Below are 15,368 nucleotides of genomic sequence, written 5' to 3'. Positions count from 1 at the left end.
CTGCCGAACGCCGCCAGCGAAAGCCATCTGTCACCGGCAACAGCCCATTCACGATCGGGGCTTTGCCCGATAGCGTTGCGCGGTGGAAATTGGCGTCAACGTGCCGAACTTCGCCCAGGGCACCGAGCCGGAAGTGCTGCGCCGGTGGGGCCAGACCGTCGAGGGCCTCGGATTCGACATGCTCCTGGTCTCGGACCACATCGTGATCACCCCGGACGTGGCGGAGCAGTATCCGGCCCCGTTCTACGAGCCGTTCACCACGCTGTCCTTTCTGGCCGGGGTGACCCGCCGGGTGAAACTCGGCACCACCGTACTCATCGTTCCCTACCGGCATCCGCTGCTCACCGCGCGGATGGCGGCGAATCTCAACCGGCTCAGCGGCGGCCGGTTGGTCCTCGGGGTCGGTGTCGGCTGGGCGCGGCAGGAGTTCGAGGCGCTGGGGGTGCCGTTCCGGCAGCGTGGCGCGCTCACCGACGAATACCTGCACACCATGCGGGAGGCGTGGCGGAACACCGCCGACTACGACACCCCGCCCGTCCCGATCTGGGTCGGCGGCAATAGCGACGCCGGCATCCGCCGTGCCGTACGCCTCGGAGGCGGCTGGCACCCGTTGCGGTTCACGATGGACTGGTTGACCGAAGCGGTCGACCGGCTGAAAGCGAGCGCGGACGAATTGGGCCGGCCGGTGCCGGCGCTGATCCCGCGGATCGCGCTGCGGATGACCGACGAACCGGTCACCGACCCGGCCCGGCTCGCCGGTGTCGGCACCATCGGGCAGATCGCCGCCGACCTCGACCGGCTTCGCCTGCTCGGCGCGGAAACGGTGGTGCTCGACCCGTTCAACGGCGACGTCACCGAGATCCGCGAGCCGGAACGGGCCTGGCAGGCACTGGCCGCCGTCGCAGCTCTGCGTCACACCATCACCGAGCAACGACCCGTGGAGGACCGATGACCCCCGACGACGAGAAGTTCCTCCGGCGAGCGATCGAGATCGCCGACCGGGCCGGCGCGGCCGGCGAGCGACCGTTCGGTTCGCTGCTTGTCGGCCCGGACGGTGACGTCCTGGTCGAGGACCACAACACTGTGGTGTCCGAGGCCGACATCACCGCCCACCCGGAGTTGAAGCTGGCCCGCTGGGCGGCTCGGGAACTCGATGTGGAGGTCGCCGCCGGCACCACCATGTACACCAGTTGCCAGCCGTGCCCGATGTGCGCCACCGCCATCGACCGGTCCGGCCTGGGTCGGGTCGTCTTCGCGCTGTCCGCCGAGCAGTTCGAGAGCGTCAAGCCGCCCACACCGGCTCCGGCTCCGGTCCGGTACGACGGCCCGGCCCTGTTCGCCGAGGCCCGCCGGCCGATCGAGGATCACTACTGACGGGCGTCCGCCGATCGCCGCGGCACCGGGAGGCGAACTAGGCTGGCGATTATGCGAATTGGCATCGTGATCCTGCCCGACCAGCGTTGGTCCGAAGCGCAGCGCCGCTGGCGGCAGGCCGACGAGTGGGGCTTCGACCACGCCTGGACGTACGACCACCTGGGTTGGCGTGATCTGAAGGACGGCCCGTGGTTCGACTCGATGGCCACGCTGACGGCTGCCGCCACGGTGACCTCCCGGATCCGGCTCGGCACGCTCGTCGCGTCGCCGAACTTCCGGCACCCGGCCGCGTTCGCACGGCAGATCACCACGGCGGACGACATCTCGGGCGGCCGCCTGCTGGTCGGCCTGGGCGCGGGCGGCATCGGTTTCGACTCGGCGGTGCTGGGTGGCGAGACGCTGACGCCGCGCCAGCGGGTCGACCGGTTCGCCGAGTTCGCCGAACTGCTGGACCTGATCCTGCGCCAGGACGGCACCACCTGGCGCGGGGACTGGTTCGCGGCGGTGGACGCCCGTAGCAACCCCGGCTGTGTGCAGCAGCCCCGGGTGCCGTTTGTGCTGGCCGCGAACGGTCCGCGGTCGATGCGGCTGGTGGCCCGGTTCGGTCAGGGTTGGGTGACCATCGGCACCGACGCCGACGACGTGGAGGGCTGGTGGGACACCGTGTCGGCGCTGTCCGCCCGGATGGACCGGACGCTGGAGGAAGCCGGCCGCGATCCGGCGACCCTGGACCGCTATCTCTCGCTGGACGCGGCCCCCGTGTTCTCCCTGAGCAGCGCGCAGTTCTTCGCCGACCAGGTCGGCCGGGCCGCCGAGCTGGGCTTCACCGACGTGGTGACGCACTGGCCGCGCGAGAGCAGCTGGTACGCCGGCGACGAGGCCGTCCTGGCGGACGTGGCGACCCGGCTGCTGCCTCAGATGCAGGGCTGAGCCACCGTCAGGTGCCGAGATCGCCGCTGGCCACGCCGCCCTCGCCGCCGGAGACCAGTCGCAGGCGCAGGCAGACGATCGGGGTGTCGTCGTCGACGGGGGTGCCGAGCCGCGCCCAGTAGGTCGCGTGCCCGGCCCGCCACTCCTCGATCGAGCGGTCACCCTCGCCTTCGGCCCTGGCGAAATCCCACGGTACGTCGGCGAAGCGGACCACCTCGACGCCGGTGACCTCCACGACGCCGACCAGCGCGTCGTTGTCGTCGACAAGCGCCAGCCGTTCGCCGACGTGCTCCAACTCCTCGCCCTCTTCGGCGTACTCGGCGAGCCGTCCGGCCGTGGCGGTCTTCACGCCTTCCAGCACGAGGGTGTTCAGGGTCGCCCGCAGTTCGCCGGGGGTGCCGAGGGGGAGGGCGCGCAGTTCACCGATCCGAGGCCACATCCTGCCGAGGCTAGGCGAGCGGCGTGCCGTCGTCGTCGCAATTCGCCGGGCCACGGTCAGATCATCTGCCCCGCGTAGCCCGCGGCGGCGAGCAGCCGTTCGTCGCCGGTGGCCGCGTACGCGTCCAGCACCGCATCGGCCAGCTTGACCACGTGGGCGTCGCCGTTGCGGGCCGCGCGGGCGAAGACCTCCGCCGGGGTTGCGGCGGTCAAGGTCGGCGGCGTGATCCCGTCGGTCGGCGCGTACACCGAGGTCACTGCCGCCGTCGCGGCCCAGGCGGCGGCGAGGCTCGGCGCCCAGAGCGCCCGGTCGAGGGCGGGCAGGGTACGCAGTACCGCGGTCGGTGCCGTGACCGCGTGCACAAGCATGACCGGCGCGGCGTGCCCGAAGCGCAGGTAGTCCAAGCCGGCGCGGTGCACAAGCGTGGTGAGGCCCCGCTCCGCCTCGGCCGGGGTCCGTGCGGGTCGCAGAGCCGCGACTGCCGCCTCCCAGCGGGGTACGCCCGGAAGCTGCCCGAGCCGTTCCCGGATGCCCCCGGTCTGGTCGTCGATCCGAGGCAGCCCGGCCAGCGCAGCGGCCACGTCGAGGTCGGCGGTGTCCGGTCCTCGCGCGTCGACGGTGCCGGCCCGGTCCGGCGTGGCCCGGTCGAGCAGGCGGTCGGTGCCGGGGACTGGCTGCCAGCGGGCCGCCCAGTAGCCGAGGGCCTGGCCGAGTTCGGTGAGCCGCCGGGGGTTCGCGTCGTTCGTGTCGAGGGCGCGGACGGCATGCCCGACGCGGATCACGCCGTGGGTGGCGCCGGCGGCGATGCCGGGCAGCAGCCGGGGCCACCAGGTGCCGAGGACGTCCCGCCACGGGTGTTCGCGCAGTTGCCTGTCGAAGTACGCCAGCCAGTCACCGGCTCGTTTCGGGTCGCCGAGCGCCGCCCGCCAGTCGTCGATGGGACGCAGCCCTCGGGGCAGCTCGTCGAGGCGGGTGATGTAGTCGTCGAGCCAGCGGTGTACGTGTTGCGGGTACCCGTGCCGGGCCAGCGCCTCGACGGCCATCGGTCCGTGGTTGGAGAGCCAGCCCTCGTATTCGGGGCCGGTGCGGTGCAGCCGTTCGTACGCTTCGTCGAGGATCCCGTCGCCCATCGGTCGATCGTCGAAGATGAAGTGCGGTTGAGGTCAAGCCGGTAGGTCGGTGCCGGCCAGCAGGCCGGTGATCCGTAGCTCGGCCGCGACCTCGGGCGGGCAGTCGACGACGACCACGGCCGTGCCCAGCACCTCGGCACCGCGCGCGGCGCAGATGTCGTAGAGGGCGTGGAGTTGCGCGCCGGTGCGTACCCAGTCGTCCACGACGAGGACACGGTCGTCCGGGCCGAGGTGGCGGTCCCGCACGGCCAGGTCGACCTGCCGGCCCCGGTAGTCCGGCGGGCTCTTCGCCCAGGTGAGCGGCCCGGCCGGTAGGCGCCCGTCGTCGGCCTTGTGTGCGGGAACGAAGCCGACCCCGAGGGCGGTGGCGGCCAGCGGGCCGAGAAGCAGCCCGGTGACCGCAGGGGCGAGCACCACTGTCGGCCGGGCGACCCGGTACGGCGCGACCAGGGCAGGACCGAGTTCGGCAAGCACCGCCGGGTCACGCCACCAACCGGAGATGTCGCTGACGAGGTGGCTGGTGGCCGGCCCCGGGTCGATCCACCGGAACCTGTCGACGAGGCGTTCGCTCAGCTCACCGGGCATCGGTCCATCCTGCGGTACGTGCGCGTTCGGCGGGTCGGCACCCGGGCTGGTCGACCCATGCGGGCTCGGATGATCGGCTACACGTACCAGCGCAAATGCGGGCATAACACTATGATCACGTTGACTTCGGAAGTGCTTCTCTCGTTACGGTCCGACCCGGTTTGTTCAGTCGACGAAAGGACCGGGCCGTGGCTGGTAGGCACTCCCGTACCCGCATGTTCTCCTCTCCCGCGGGCATCGTGGCCACCGCGGCGGTCGGCGTCGCTGTCGCCGTCGGAGGCACCTTCGGTGCCGTCCAGCTGACCTCCGGCTCCACAGGGTCGGAGCAGGTGGCTCTCGACCTCACGCCGACCGCCGTTCCCAGCAGCCCGGCCGCGAGTTCGCCGAGCGTCTCCCCGAGCGCGAGCGCCAGCGCCTCGCCGAGCGCGTCGGCGAGTCCGTCGGCGAGCCGCTCGCCGCAGGCTGCCTCCCGTGCCAAGGCCCGCACGAGTACGCCGAAGCCGAGCGCGACCGCGAAGAAGACCACGCCGGCCGCCAAGGTGCTCCAGAGCGGTTCATGCGGCGCGTCCTTCTACTCCGACGGGCAGCTCACGGCCAACGGCGAGTCGTTCAACCCGAGCGAGCTGACGGCGGCGCACAAGACGCTGCCGTTCAACACGAAGGTCCGCGTGACCAACCCGAGCAGCGGCAAGTCGGTGGTGGTACGGATCAACGACCGTGGCCCGTTCATCGACGGCCGTTGCCTCGACCTGTCCCGCGCGGCCTTCGCCACCATCGCCTCGCTTGACGTCGGCGCGTTCACGGTGCGGTACGAGGTGCTCGGCTGAGTGGAGTTGACGAGGCCGATCCGGTCGGACACCCGCGCCGGCCGGACAGAACCTCCTCAGACGACGGGCCAGGTTCATACACGGGTTCACGTGGATCAGGCATGCTGTCCCTCGTACGCACGCGACTCCTCCAGTCGGGCCACCGCCCGCTGAGCCCCGGATCCCGCGCCGGCCTCGGCGCGGCCCTTACCCTGCTCGTGATCGTCTCGGCTGTGGAGTTGGCCGACGGCCGGGGGGCGCACTACATCGCGATCCTGATGACGGTTCCGCTGCTGGCTGCCGCTCTGGCGTCCTGGCGGGTGGTGCTCGGCGTCGGCGCCGTGGCGACACTGACCGGGGTGGGCTTCGCGCTCGTCGACCCGAAGATGTTGCTTGTCACCTCGGTCAACGTTGTCGGGGTGGCGCTCGCGACCGGGCTGGCGGTGGCGGTGGCGTCCGTACGGCAGCGGCAGGCTGAGCAGATCGGCGAGTTGACCAAGCTCGCCTCGGTGGCCCAGCAGGCTGTGCTGCGTCCGCTCGGCCCGCAGGTGGGCACGCTCTCGGTGGCCGGCCGCTACATCTCCTCCACCGCCACGGCCGAGATCGGCGGCGACCTGTACGAGGCGATCGACACGCCCTACGGCGTACGCATGATCATCGGCGACGTACGCGGCAAGGGGCTCGACGCGGTCCGGCTGGCAAGCATCGTCCTCGGCTCCTACCGGCACGTGGCGTACGAGCGGGCCGACCTGCGCGCCGTCGTCGCCGACCTGGACCGCGCGGTGGCCCGCAACGTCGGCGACGAGGACTTCGTGACCGCCGCTCTGGTGGAGGAGCGGGGTGGCACGCTCACCATCGTCAACTGCGGCCACCCGCCGCCGCTGCTGCTGCGCAGGGGCGCGGTGATCCCTCTGGAGCCGCCGGCACCGGCGCCCCCGCTGGGGTTCATGCCTGTGGTCCGTCCGCGCGTGGAGCGCCTGGAGCCCGGTGACCGGCTGTTGCTGTTCACCGACGGCCTCGGCGAGGCCCGGCGGGACGGCGAGTTCTTCCCCACCGCCGACCGGGCGTGGCGGCTGCTCGGCCACGGCACGGTCGCGGACGGGCTCGCCTCGCTGGAGACGGCCCTCGTCGAGTGGGTGCATGGCCGGCTGGACGACGACATCGCTCTGGTGCTCATGGAGTACGCGGGGACGCCCACGGGTGTGGCGTCGGCCGTGCCGAGCTGGGAGGTTGGCGCCGCCGAGAGCTGAGCCCGGCCGGTGCCACAGGCAAGTGTGTAATCGCTGTCACTTCGGAGATCGGCTTGTCGCTGCCTACCCGTGAGTAATACAGTGTGGGTTACTGATCGGTAACACCTGTCCGGAAGCGGGGCCAGTGAGCATGACCCACTACAAGAGCAACCTGCGGGACCTTGAGTTCAACCTCTTCGAGGTCTTCGGGGCGGACCAGGCGTTCGGCCAGGCACCGTACTCGGAACTCGACGCCGACACCGCCCGCACCTTCCTCGCGGAGCTCGACCGGCTCGCTCGGGAGGACCTGGCTGCCAGCTACACGGACAGCGACCGCAACCCGCCGGTGTTCGACCCGGCCACGCACACCGCGCCGCTGCCGGCGTCGTTCAAGAAGTCCTACCAGGCATTCATGGACTCCGAGTTCTGGCGCCTGGACCTGCCGCCGCACCTGGGTGGCACCACCGCGCCGCGCGCCCTCTGGTGGGCCCTCGCCGAGCTGGTGCTCGGCTCGAACGCCCCCATCTGGATGTACGCCTCCGGCCCGTCCTTCGCGCACGTCCTGGAGGTCGAGGGCACCGAGCAGCAGAAGCGGTGGGCCAAGCTCTTCATCGACAAGCAGTGGGGCTCCACGATGGTGCTCACCGAGCCGGACGCCGGCTCGGACGTCGGCGCCGGCCGCGCCCGCGCCATCCAGCAGCCGGACGGCTCGTGGCACATCGAGGGCGTCAAGCGCTTCATCACCTCGGGTGAGCACGACCTGAGCGACAACATCGTGCACTACGTGCTCGCCCGCCCGGTGGGCGTCGAGGGCCACGGCGGCCCCGGCACCAAGGGTCTGTCGCTCTTCGTGGTGCCGAAGTTCCACTTCGACGAGACCACCGGCGAGTTGGGCGAGCGCAACGGCGTCTACGCCACGAACGTCGAGCACAAGATGGGCCTGAAGGTCTCCAACACCTGCGAGCTGACCTTCGGCGAGCACGGCGTACCCGCCAAGGGCTGGCTGCTTGGCGACAAGCACGACGGCATCCGCCAGATGTTCATGATCATTGAGTACGCCCGGATGCTCGTCGGCACCAAGGCCATCGCCACCCTCTCCACCGGCTACCTCAACGCCCTGGAGTACGCGAAGAACCGGGTGCAGGGCGCTGACCTGGTCCAGCAGGCCGACAAGACCGCTCCCCGGGTCACCATCACCCACCACCCGGACGTCCGGCGCTCGCTGCTGCTCCAGAAGTCGTACGCCGAGGGTCTGCGCGCTCTTGTTCTCTACACCGCCACCTGGCAGGACAAGGTCGCCATTGCCGAGGCGGCCGGCGACGAGAAGGCCACCAAGCTGGCCAAGCGGGTGAACGACCTGCTGCTGCCGCTTGTCAAGGGCGTCGGCTCGGAGCGGGCGTACGAGCTGCTCGGGCACGAGGCCCTGCAGACCTTCGGTGGATCGGGCTTCCTCCAGGACTACCCGCTGGAGCAGTACGTCCGGGACGCCAAGATCGACACCTTGTACGAGGGCACCACCGCAATCCAGAGCCTCGACCTGATCTTCCGCAAGATCGTGCGGGACAACGGCAAGGCCCTCATGGCGGTCGCCGCCGAGATCCAGGAGTTCATCTCCTCCGAGGCGGGCAACGGCCAGCTCAAGGAGGAGCGGCAGGCGCTCGGCAAGGCGCTCGGCGAGGTCCAGAACATCCTCGGTGTGATGACCGGCTGGCTGGGCGAGGCGCAGGGCGGCGAGACCCGCTCGCTCTACAAGGTCGGGCTGAGCAGCCGGCGGTTCCTGCTCGCGATCGGCGACCTGGTGGTCGGCTGGCTGCTCCAGAAGCAGGCCGACGTCGCGCTCAAGGCGCTTGCCGGCGACATCTCCGCCAGTGACAAGGCGTTCTACACCGGAAAGGTCGCCGCCGCCCGGTTCTTCGCCCGCGAGGTGCTGCCGCGCATCGGCGCCGACCGGCGGATCATCGAGGGCACCGACCTCGACATCATGGACCTCCCGGAGGAGGCCTTCTGACCGTGCCACGGCACGGCTGACGGTTCCGGGCCGCACCACCCGGAACCGACCACGACGGCCGGCGGGGCAACTGCCCTGCCGGCCGTTGTCGTCCCCCGATGCACCACAGCGGCGAATGTCGGACCAGCCGGTGCCGACCGCCGAGGTACGTCGATTGATCGAGCCGCGCCGGGTAGGCCGGCCCCCTGGCGGGTAACCGGCGCGTGACCAGGAAAGGGAACGCCCAGAGCCACCGCACGGGGGAGTGCAGCGCACATGGGTGTAGGAAGCGGCATTTTTCTCATCGCGCTCGGCGCGATCATGACCTTCGCGATCAGAGCCAATGTCTGGTGGATCGACCTACGCGCGGTCGGCTGGGTGTTCATCCTGGCCGGGCTGGCCGTGCTGCTCACCACGCTCTGGTTCTGGCAGGACCGGCGCAAGCGGGCCCGGACCCTCATCGTGGAGGAGAACCGGCTGTCTCATCCGACGGCGATGATGCCGCCGCCGCCCGACCCGCCGCCGCCGACCGCGCCACCCTCCTGACCCGCGTACGCCCTGAACCACCCGTCGACAGTCGGCGGGTGGTTCAGTCGCGTGCGGTGTGCCGCTCGACGATCGGCGCTCCGGCGCGGCCCAGGTCCGGCCAGGCGCGCGTGCCGCGGTGCACCACCAACTCGGCCGTCCGCAGGCCCTCGTCGACCGCCCCGTCCGGGTCGAGGAACGCCGACAACAACGAGACGCCCGGGTTGTGGGCGACCAGCAGCACGCTCCGGGCCGCCGGATCGGCGGTACGGACCAGCGCCAACAGCTCCTCGGGGTGGGCGTCGTACGCGCCGGGCTCGTAACGGACTGTCGGCCGCGGACCGGTCGGCCCACCCTCCGGCGGCGCACCGGTCATCCCCATCGCCACCTGATGCCAGGTCTGCCGGGTACGCCGGGCCGTCGAACAGATCACCACGTCGGGCAGCAGATCGTGCCGGGCCAGCCAGGCGCCGGCCGCCGCCGCGTCGGCCTCCCCGCGTGCGCTGAGTGGACGATCGTTGTCGTCAGTACCCTCGGCGCCCGGCTCGGCCTTCGCGTGCCGGAGCAGCACAAGCGTCCGCGTCTCGACTCGGGTGTCCGTCATGCCACCAGCTTGCCCGATTGGCGATCTCTCCGCCGGGGTAAGTCGATGGACGCCGCGACCCCTACCAACGGCCGCGACGGGCCGTACGCCAGGTTAGAGCCGAGGAGCGAGACATGGGCATTGGTGGCAGCATCTTCCTGATCGCGTTGGGCGCGATCTTCGCATTCGCAGTGGAGGCCGACCTGGGCTGGCTGAACCTGGCCGTCGTCGGCTGGGTGCTCATGCTGGCCGGCGTCGCCGGCCTGCTCGTCACCCTCTACTTCTGGAACAGCCGCCGTCGCCCGGTGGCCGCCGCGCCCGTCCGCGAGGAGCGCGTGGTTGCCGACCGGGTGGTGCCGGTGCAGGACGACCGGGTCGTCGAGGAGTACCGCGAGGTGCGTCGGCCGGGTCGCCCGGTCTGATCCTCGTCCGCGAACTCCGGGGTCCCGCAGCGTCGCGGGGCCCCGGCTCGCGTCTGCGCAGGTGATCGACTCGCCTTCCTGCAAATCGCGGTGTCCCACCGAGTCGGATACCCCGATTTCAAGGAACCCGAGTCGATCGTGACCAGGCTGCGCCTCACGCCGGCGCGCTCGTGGGTCAGGCGAACAACGCGAAGTAGATCGCGATGTGGTGGCACAGCGCCGCGAGCAGCGTGCAGGCGTGGAAGAACTCGTGGTGACCGAAGACGCTGGGCCACGGGTTGGGGCGACGCAGCGCGTAGAAGACAGCGCCGACGCTGTACATGACGCCGCCGACGATCAGCAGCACCAGCGCGGTGACGCCGCCGCCGCGCAGGATCTCGGGAAGCATGGCCACCGACACCCAGCCGAGCGCCAGGTAGAGCGGCGCGGAGACCCAGCGCGGTGCGTGCGGCCAGGCCATCTTGACCGCCACGCCGGCCAGCGCGCCACCCCAGACCAGGGACAGCATCACGGTGGCCTGTCGCGGTTCGAGCAGCATGACGCAGAGCGGTGTGTACGTCCCCGCGATGAACACGAAGATCATCGAGTGGTCCATCCGGCGCATCAGCTGGTAGCCGCGCTCCGACCACACGCGACGGTGGTAGAGCGCGCTGGTGCCGAAGAGGCCGCAGACCGTGAGGCTGTAGATGACGCAGCTCACCAGTGGCGCCCACCCTGGTCGGGTGGCGGCGATCGAGCAGAGCACGATGCCGCTGGCAAGGGCGACGAAAAAGGCGTACGTGTGCAGCCAGCCGCGCATCCGGGGTTTGCCGATGTCGACCGGCTTCAGGCGAAGCGGTGCGGAGGTGGTCACCAGATCAGGTTACGCCACCGTAGGTTACCTGCAAGTAGGCACGCTGAGTGACGCCAGGCACCGTCCCGGTGAATTCCTCGCCAGCACGGCGTCGGCGAGGATGGGCCGATGCGGATCCGACCCGTCGGGGAACAAGCCCTGCTGCTCGACCTCACCGCTCCCGCTCCCGCCTCCGCGTCCGAAGCCGTCCCGGAGGCCGCTCTCGTGGAGGCATGGCGGGCCGAGTTGTGGCGTCGCCGCGAGCACGGAGACCTGCATGCCGTCGAGATCGTGCCGGCGGCCAGCACTCTCCTGCTCGACGGCCTGCGCGACCCCGCCGCCACGGCCGCACTGCTGACCAGTTGGGCACCAACGGTCGCCGCCATCGCCACGGCCGTCACCACCACGGCCGTCACCACCACGGCCGTCACCACCACGGCCGTCACCACCACGGCCGTCACCACCACGGCCGGCACCACCACGGCCGCCACCGCCGGCACTGCCACAGTCAGCACCGCCACGGACCGGCCCGGTGGCGATCAGTCCGGTGGCGGTCGGACCGTTGACGGCCGGCCCGGCGGCGACCGGTCCGGTGGTGTCGAGGTTGTCGTTCCGGTCGAGTTCGACGGGCCGGACCTGACAGTCGTCGCCGAACACTGGTCGGTCGACGTACCAGCAGTGCTGCGTCGCCTGACCGGCACCCGGTTCCGGGTGGCCTTCTGCGGCTTCGCTCCCGGGTTCCCCTATCTGACCGGGCTCCCCGCCGAATTGGCGCTGCCGCGGCTGTCCACCCCCCGCCCCCGGGTTCCGGCCGGCTCCGTGGCTCTCGCCGGCCCGTACGCCGGTATCTACCCGAGCGCGTCCCCCGGCGGTTGGCTGCTCGTCGGCCGGACCGACCTGACCCTCTTCGACGTGCACGACGACCCGCCGGCCCGGCTCAGCCCGGGCACCCTGGTCCGGCTGGCGGCGGCATGACCCACATCACCGAGATCGAGGTGCTCCGGGCCGGCGCACTCACCACCGTGCAGGACCTGGGTCGGCCGGGCTGGGCGCACCTCGGCGTACCCCGCTCCGGCGCTCTCGACCCGACCGCCCTGCGGCTCGCCAACCGGCTGGTCGGCAACCCCGAGGAGGCTGCCGGCCTGGAGATCACCCTGACCGGCTGCGCGGTGCGGCTGACCCGGGCCACCACCGTGGCGATCACCGGTGCCGAGGTTGCCGTCCGCGCCGGAGAGCGCCCCGGCGACACCGGACGCCCTCTCACTCTGCCGGCGGGAACGGTGCTGACGATCGGGCCGGCCCGTCGGGGCGTACGGAGCTGGCTGGCCGTGGCGGGCGGGATCGACGTGCCGGCGGTGCTGGGCAGCCGGGCCACCGACACCCTCTCCGGGCTCGGTCCCGCCCCGCTGCGCGACGGCGACCGGCTGCCCGTCGGCGTGCCGCTCGGGGAGCCCGCACCCGTGGACGTGACCGTCGGCCCGGCACCCGCGCCGGAGCTGCACCTGACAGTGCGCCTCGGCCCACGTGACGACTGGTTCACGCCCGGTGCGGTCGACCGGCTGTTCGGAACCGCGTACACAGTGAGCCCGGTCAGCAACCGGGTGGGCGCGCGACTGGCCGGCGCACCGCTGCCCCGCGCGGTCGCCGGCGAACTGCCCAGCGAGGGCATCGTGCTCGGCGCGGTGCAGGTGCCGGCCGACGGCCAACCTCTGGTCTTCCTCGCCGACCATCCGACCACCGGCGGATACCCGGTCATCGGGGTGGTCACCGACGTGACCCCGCTCGCGCAGGCCCGGCCAGGTACTACCGTCAGATTCCATGGACCTCAACGCTGACCTGGGCGAAGGATTCGGCATCTGGCGACTCGGCGACGACGATGCCCTGCTGGGCCTCGTAACCTCCGCCAACGTCGCCTGCGGCTTCCACGGCGGCGACCCGTCCACAATGCGACGGGTTTGCGAGGTCGCGGCACGGAACGGCGTCGCCGTGGGCGCGCAGGTCGGCTACCGGGACCTGGCCGGCTTCGGCCGGCGGCGCATCGCGTACGACTTCGCGGAACTGCGCGACGAGGTGACCTATCAGCTGGGGGCGCTCGACGCGTTCTGCAGGATCTTCCGCACCCGCGTCCGCTACCTCAAGCCGCACGGCGCGCTCTACCACGCGGCGGCCACCGACGAGTCCCAGGCCGCAGCCGTGGTCGCCGCGATCTGCGGCTACGACCCCGAACTGCCAGTCCTCTGCATGCCCGGCTCGGTGCTCGCCCAGCTCGCCGTCGGCGCGGGCCTACCGGTGGTCGCCGAAGCGTTCGCCGACCGCGGCTACCTGCCCAACGGATCGTTGGTGCCACGCGGCACCCCCGGCGCGGTGATCAACGACCCGGAGGAGGTGGCCGCCCGGGTCGTACGGATGGCCACCGAACGGACCGTCGTGGCTGTCGACGGCACTGCCATCCCCTGCGCGATGGAGTCGATCTGCGTACACGGCGACACGCCGGGCGCGGTCTCCGCCACCGAACTAGTCCGCGCTGCCCTGATCGACGCGGGAATCCCCCTCGCCCCGTTCGCCTGAAAGGAAGGGCCCCTTGTTATCGGATTTTGTATAACAAGGGGCCCTTCCTAACAGCTGGGCGTCGAGACAGCTAGGCGTCGAGGCCGCGCAGCACCAGGGGAAGTCGGGTCGCGGCACCCTCGACCACCCGGACCGGTACGCCCCAGTCCTGCCGGGTCAGGTGGCAGGCCGCGTGCTCGACGTCCGCGTCGCACGTCGCCGCCTGCGCGGTCACCTGCAACACCCCGGCGGTGACCTCGCCGTTGAGCACCAGTCGGCGGGACAACTCGGTGCCCGTGCCGCCACCGTCCAACAGCAGTTCCGGCGGGGACGCGGAAACCACCAGCCGGGTCGACGGCCCGAACGTCTCGTCGAGCTTCTGCCCCGGCGCGGGAGTGAAGACGATGTCGAGGATGACCGCTCCCGCCGCCACGTCGGTCGGCTTACGTTCGGTGCGGTGCCGGGGCCCGTCGACGGTGCTCGCGCCGGCCGCCGACAGCGCCCCCGGGGCCAACCGGGTCAGCCGGTGCCCGGCGGACTCCACCACAAGCACCTCACCGGCCGGGGTGAGCACGAGATCGCTCGGTTCGGCCAGCCCATCGGCGACCGTTGACACCTGGGACGTGGCCGGGTCGAAGCGGCGCACGGCACCGTTGTACGTGTCGGCGATCAACACCGAGCCGTCCGGCAGCGCGCACACCCCGAGCGGGTGCTGGAGCAACGCCGACTCCGCCGGCCCGTCCACGTGGCCGAAGTCGAACAGGCCCTGCCCGACGGCGGTGCCCAGCACCCCGTTCTCGACGTACCGGACCGCGCTCGTCTCGCTGTCGGCTATCCACAACCGGGCACCGTCGGCCGACACGGAAAGCCCGGACGGCTGCGCCATCCACGCCTCGGTCAGCGGGCCGTCGCGCAACGCCTCGACTGTGGTGCCCGCGTACATGCCGGCGGTCCGCTTGATCGGGTCGAACCACCAGAGCTGGTGGATGCCCGCCATCGCGATGATCAACTTGTCGTCGTACCAGGCCAGGTCCCACGGGGACGACAGATCCACGGCGAGCGCGTCGTGCGCGTGGTCGTCGACCGAGGCACGCCACTGCCGGCCGCTGCCGGCCACGGTGACCACCTCACCGGACGCCAGCCGTACGCCGCGCAGCAGGTGGTTGACAGTGTCGGCCACCACCAGGTCGTAGCCGGCCACCTCGGCGACGTGCCGGGGCAGCAGGCAGAGCCCCTGTGGCTCGGAGAAGGCCGCCGCACCGGCCGGCCCGTCGGCCCTGCCCCTGTCGCCCGAGCCGATCCGGCGGACAAGCGTCTCGCCGTCCGGGGCCAACTCGACCAGGGAGTGCCGCGCCGAGTCGGAGACCAGCAGGTTGCCGCCGTCCAGCAGCACCGCCTTGCCGGGGAAGCGCAGCGTCGTCTCCGGCGCCGGCGGCGGGACGTACGGGCCGTCACCCCGGTGCAGGGTGCCCTTGGCCTCGTGGGTGGCGATCAGCTCGTCGATCAACCGGGCCAGCCCTTCGGCGTGTCCCTCGCCGGCCATGGTGGCCACCACGTAGCCCTCGGGGTCGATCACCGACAGCGTCGGCCAGGCACGGGCCGCGTACTGCTGCCACATGTCCAGCTCGGGATCGTCGAGGACGGGGTGGTGCACCCCGTACCGCTCCACGGCGGCGGCAAGCGCGTCGGCGTCCTTCTCGTGCTCGAACTTCGGGGAGTGCACGCCGATCACCACGAGTACGTCGCCGTACTTCTCCTCCAGCGGCCGCAGCTCATCGAGCACATGCAGGCAGTTGATGCAGCAGAACGTCCAGAAATCTAAGATGACGCAACGACCTCGAAGATCCTGCAATGTCAGGTTTTTTCCACCCGTATTAAGCCACTGCCGGCCCCGTAGTTCGGGCGCACGTACACGCGCTGTCGTTGCCATGCCTGTCAGCCTGCCACGGCGAGGCTTTGCGTATCGGTGGTCGTGACCC

General features: G+C 71.2%; 17 protein-coding genes. 11 read left to right on the top strand and 6 right to left on the bottom strand.

Annotated features, from left to right (window positions below; translation table 11 throughout):
- Nucleotides 1–82: 82 nt before the first annotated feature.
- The 3 genes from ACPXB1_RS06980 to ACPXB1_RS06970 are packed head-to-tail and all read left to right on the top strand — an operon-like array spanning nt 83 to nt 2,304.
- Complete coding sequence (locus ACPXB1_RS06980) at nt 83–952, top strand: LLM class flavin-dependent oxidoreductase (protein WP_355587687.1); 870 nt, start codon at nt 83–85, stop codon at nt 950–952.
- The gene (locus ACPXB1_RS06975) at nt 949–1,374 is read left to right on the top strand and encodes a nucleoside deaminase (RefSeq protein WP_355587689.1); all 426 of its coding nucleotides are present in this window, start codon (nt 949–951) and stop codon (nt 1,372–1,374) included. Before ACPXB1_RS06980 ends, ACPXB1_RS06975 begins: the two co-directional genes overlap by 4 nt.
- Nucleotides 1,375–1,425: 51 nt before the next feature.
- A complete protein-coding gene (locus ACPXB1_RS06970) occupies nt 1,426–2,304 on the top strand; it encodes an LLM class flavin-dependent oxidoreductase (RefSeq protein ID WP_355630349.1) in 879 nt (292 codons plus the stop codon).
- Nucleotides 2,305–2,311: 7 nt separating this feature from the next.
- Here ACPXB1_RS06970 and ACPXB1_RS06965 read toward each other — a convergent pair whose 3' ends face one another.
- The 3 genes from ACPXB1_RS06965 to ACPXB1_RS06955 are packed head-to-tail and all read right to left on the bottom strand — an operon-like array spanning nt 2,312 to nt 4,458.
- The gene (locus ACPXB1_RS06965; RefSeq protein WP_355587695.1) at nt 2,312–2,743 is read right to left on the bottom strand and encodes an ASCH domain-containing protein; all 432 of its coding nucleotides are present in this window, start codon (nt 2,741–2,743) and stop codon (nt 2,312–2,314) included.
- A gap of 56 nt (nt 2,744–2,799) precedes the next feature.
- The gene (locus tag ACPXB1_RS06960) at nt 2,800–3,873 is read right to left on the bottom strand and encodes a questin oxidase family protein (RefSeq protein ID WP_425734968.1); all 1,074 of its coding nucleotides are present in this window, start codon (nt 3,871–3,873) and stop codon (nt 2,800–2,802) included.
- 33 nt (nt 3,874–3,906) lie between these two features.
- Complete coding sequence (locus ACPXB1_RS06955) at nt 3,907–4,458, bottom strand: phosphoribosyltransferase family protein (RefSeq protein ID WP_425734967.1); 552 nt, start codon at nt 4,456–4,458, stop codon at nt 3,907–3,909.
- 188 nt (nt 4,459–4,646) lie between these two features.
- On the opposite strand from ACPXB1_RS06955, the gene ACPXB1_RS06950 reads away from it, so the two are divergent.
- The 4 genes from ACPXB1_RS06950 (at nt 4,647) to ACPXB1_RS06935 (ending at nt 9,026) form a co-directional block, all read left to right on the top strand.
- Entirely contained in the window at nt 4,647–5,285 is a 639-nt protein-coding gene (locus ACPXB1_RS06950; RefSeq protein ID WP_355587702.1) for a septal ring lytic transglycosylase RlpA family protein, read from the top strand.
- Nucleotides 5,286–5,386: 101 nt separating this feature from the next.
- Entirely contained in the window at nt 5,387–6,514 is a 1,128-nt protein-coding gene (locus ACPXB1_RS06945) for a PP2C family protein-serine/threonine phosphatase (RefSeq protein WP_355587704.1), read from the top strand.
- A 130-nt stretch (nt 6,515–6,644) separates the two neighbouring features.
- Nucleotides 6,645–8,501 (top strand): acyl-CoA dehydrogenase, encoded by a 1,857-nt coding sequence (locus ACPXB1_RS06940; RefSeq protein ID WP_355588460.1) that lies wholly within the window; start codon nt 6,645–6,647, stop codon nt 8,499–8,501.
- A 255-nt stretch (nt 8,502–8,756) separates the two neighbouring features.
- Nucleotides 8,757–9,026, top strand: coding sequence for a DUF6458 family protein (locus tag ACPXB1_RS06935; RefSeq protein WP_007454197.1), 270 nt, complete (start codon nt 8,757–8,759; stop codon nt 9,024–9,026).
- 43 nt (nt 9,027–9,069) lie between these two features.
- Here ACPXB1_RS06935 and ACPXB1_RS06930 read toward each other — a convergent pair whose 3' ends face one another.
- A complete protein-coding gene (locus tag ACPXB1_RS06930; protein WP_355587705.1) occupies nt 9,070–9,609 on the bottom strand; it encodes a SixA phosphatase family protein in 540 nt (179 codons plus the stop codon).
- A gap of 113 nt (nt 9,610–9,722) precedes the next feature.
- Here ACPXB1_RS06930 and ACPXB1_RS06925 point away from each other — a divergent pair, with 113 nt between their 5' ends.
- Nucleotides 9,723–10,010: a DUF6458 family protein gene (locus tag ACPXB1_RS06925; RefSeq protein ID WP_355587707.1), complete on the top strand. Its 288-nt coding sequence runs from the start codon at nt 9,723–9,725 to the stop codon at nt 10,008–10,010.
- 175 nt (nt 10,011–10,185) lie between these two features.
- Here ACPXB1_RS06925 and trhA read toward each other — a convergent pair whose 3' ends face one another.
- Nucleotides 10,186–10,863 (bottom strand): PAQR family membrane homeostasis protein TrhA, encoded by a 678-nt coding sequence (gene trhA, locus ACPXB1_RS06920; RefSeq protein WP_355587709.1) that lies wholly within the window; start codon nt 10,861–10,863, stop codon nt 10,186–10,188.
- Between the two features lie 108 nt (nt 10,864–10,971).
- On the opposite strand from trhA, the gene ACPXB1_RS06915 reads away from it, so the two are divergent.
- Genes ACPXB1_RS06915 through ACPXB1_RS06905 form a run of 3 tightly spaced genes read left to right on the top strand, consistent with a single transcriptional unit; the run spans nt 10,972 to nt 13,410 of the window.
- Nucleotides 10,972–11,817, top strand: a complete 846-nt coding sequence (locus ACPXB1_RS06915; RefSeq protein WP_355630346.1) for a 5-oxoprolinase subunit B family protein — start codon at nt 10,972–10,974, stop codon at nt 11,815–11,817.
- Complete coding sequence (locus ACPXB1_RS06910) at nt 11,814–12,677, top strand: biotin-dependent carboxyltransferase family protein (protein ID WP_355630343.1); 864 nt, start codon at nt 11,814–11,816, stop codon at nt 12,675–12,677. The genes ACPXB1_RS06915 and ACPXB1_RS06910 overlap by 4 nt, the downstream gene beginning before the upstream one ends.
- The gene (locus tag ACPXB1_RS06905; RefSeq protein ID WP_355587715.1) at nt 12,661–13,410 is read left to right on the top strand and encodes a LamB/YcsF family protein; all 750 of its coding nucleotides are present in this window, start codon (nt 12,661–12,663) and stop codon (nt 13,408–13,410) included. Before ACPXB1_RS06910 ends, ACPXB1_RS06905 begins: the two co-directional genes overlap by 17 nt.
- Nucleotides 13,411–13,480: 70 nt before the next feature.
- On the opposite strand, the gene ACPXB1_RS06900 is transcribed toward ACPXB1_RS06905, so the two are convergent.
- Entirely contained in the window at nt 13,481–15,319 is a 1,839-nt protein-coding gene (locus ACPXB1_RS06900; RefSeq protein WP_355630341.1) for an NHL domain-containing thioredoxin family protein, read from the bottom strand.
- Nucleotides 15,320–15,368 lie beyond the last annotated feature (49 nt).

It is taken from the genome of Micromonospora sp. DT68 (assembly GCF_049847245.1).
GTDB lineage: Bacteria > Actinomycetota > Actinomycetes > Mycobacteriales > Micromonosporaceae > Micromonospora > Micromonospora profundi.
The sequence above is the reverse complement of the archived record's forward strand: the minus strand, read 5'-3'. Positions and strand labels throughout refer to the sequence as shown.

Coding starts and splice junctions, on each gene's coding strand:
- ACPXB1_RS06905 (WP_355587715.1), top strand. CDS start 12,661: ATGGACCTCAACGCTGACCTGGGCGAAGGATTCGGCATCTGGCGACTC.
- ACPXB1_RS06975 (WP_355587689.1), top strand. CDS start 949: ATGACCCCCGACGACGAGAAGTTCCTCCGGCGAGCGATCGAGATCGCC.
- ACPXB1_RS06910 (WP_355630343.1), top strand. CDS start 11,814: ATGACCCACATCACCGAGATCGAGGTGCTCCGGGCCGGCGCACTCACC.
- ACPXB1_RS06970 (WP_355630349.1), top strand. CDS start 1,426: ATGCGAATTGGCATCGTGATCCTGCCCGACCAGCGTTGGTCCGAAGCG.
- ACPXB1_RS06960 (WP_425734968.1), bottom strand. CDS start 3,873: ATGGGCGACGGGATCCTCGACGAAGCGTACGAACGGCTGCACCGCACC.
- ACPXB1_RS06945 (WP_355587704.1), top strand. CDS start 5,387: ATGCTGTCCCTCGTACGCACGCGACTCCTCCAGTCGGGCCACCGCCCG.
- ACPXB1_RS06930 (WP_355587705.1), bottom strand. CDS start 9,609: ATGACGGACACCCGAGTCGAGACGCGGACGCTTGTGCTGCTCCGGCAC.
- ACPXB1_RS06915 (WP_355630346.1), top strand. CDS start 10,972: ATGCGGATCCGACCCGTCGGGGAACAAGCCCTGCTGCTCGACCTCACC.
- ACPXB1_RS06935 (WP_007454197.1), top strand. CDS start 8,757: ATGGGTGTAGGAAGCGGCATTTTTCTCATCGCGCTCGGCGCGATCATG.
- ACPXB1_RS06965 (WP_355587695.1), bottom strand. CDS start 2,743: ATGTGGCCTCGGATCGGTGAACTGCGCGCCCTCCCCCTCGGCACCCCC.
- ACPXB1_RS06955 (WP_425734967.1), bottom strand. CDS start 4,458: ATGCCCGGTGAGCTGAGCGAACGCCTCGTCGACAGGTTCCGGTGGATC.
- ACPXB1_RS06940 (WP_355588460.1), top strand. CDS start 6,645: ATGACCCACTACAAGAGCAACCTGCGGGACCTTGAGTTCAACCTCTTC.
- ACPXB1_RS06900 (WP_355630341.1), bottom strand. CDS start 15,319: ATGGCAACGACAGCGCGTGTACGTGCGCCCGAACTACGGGGCCGGCAG.
- ACPXB1_RS06925 (WP_355587707.1), top strand. CDS start 9,723: ATGGGCATTGGTGGCAGCATCTTCCTGATCGCGTTGGGCGCGATCTTC.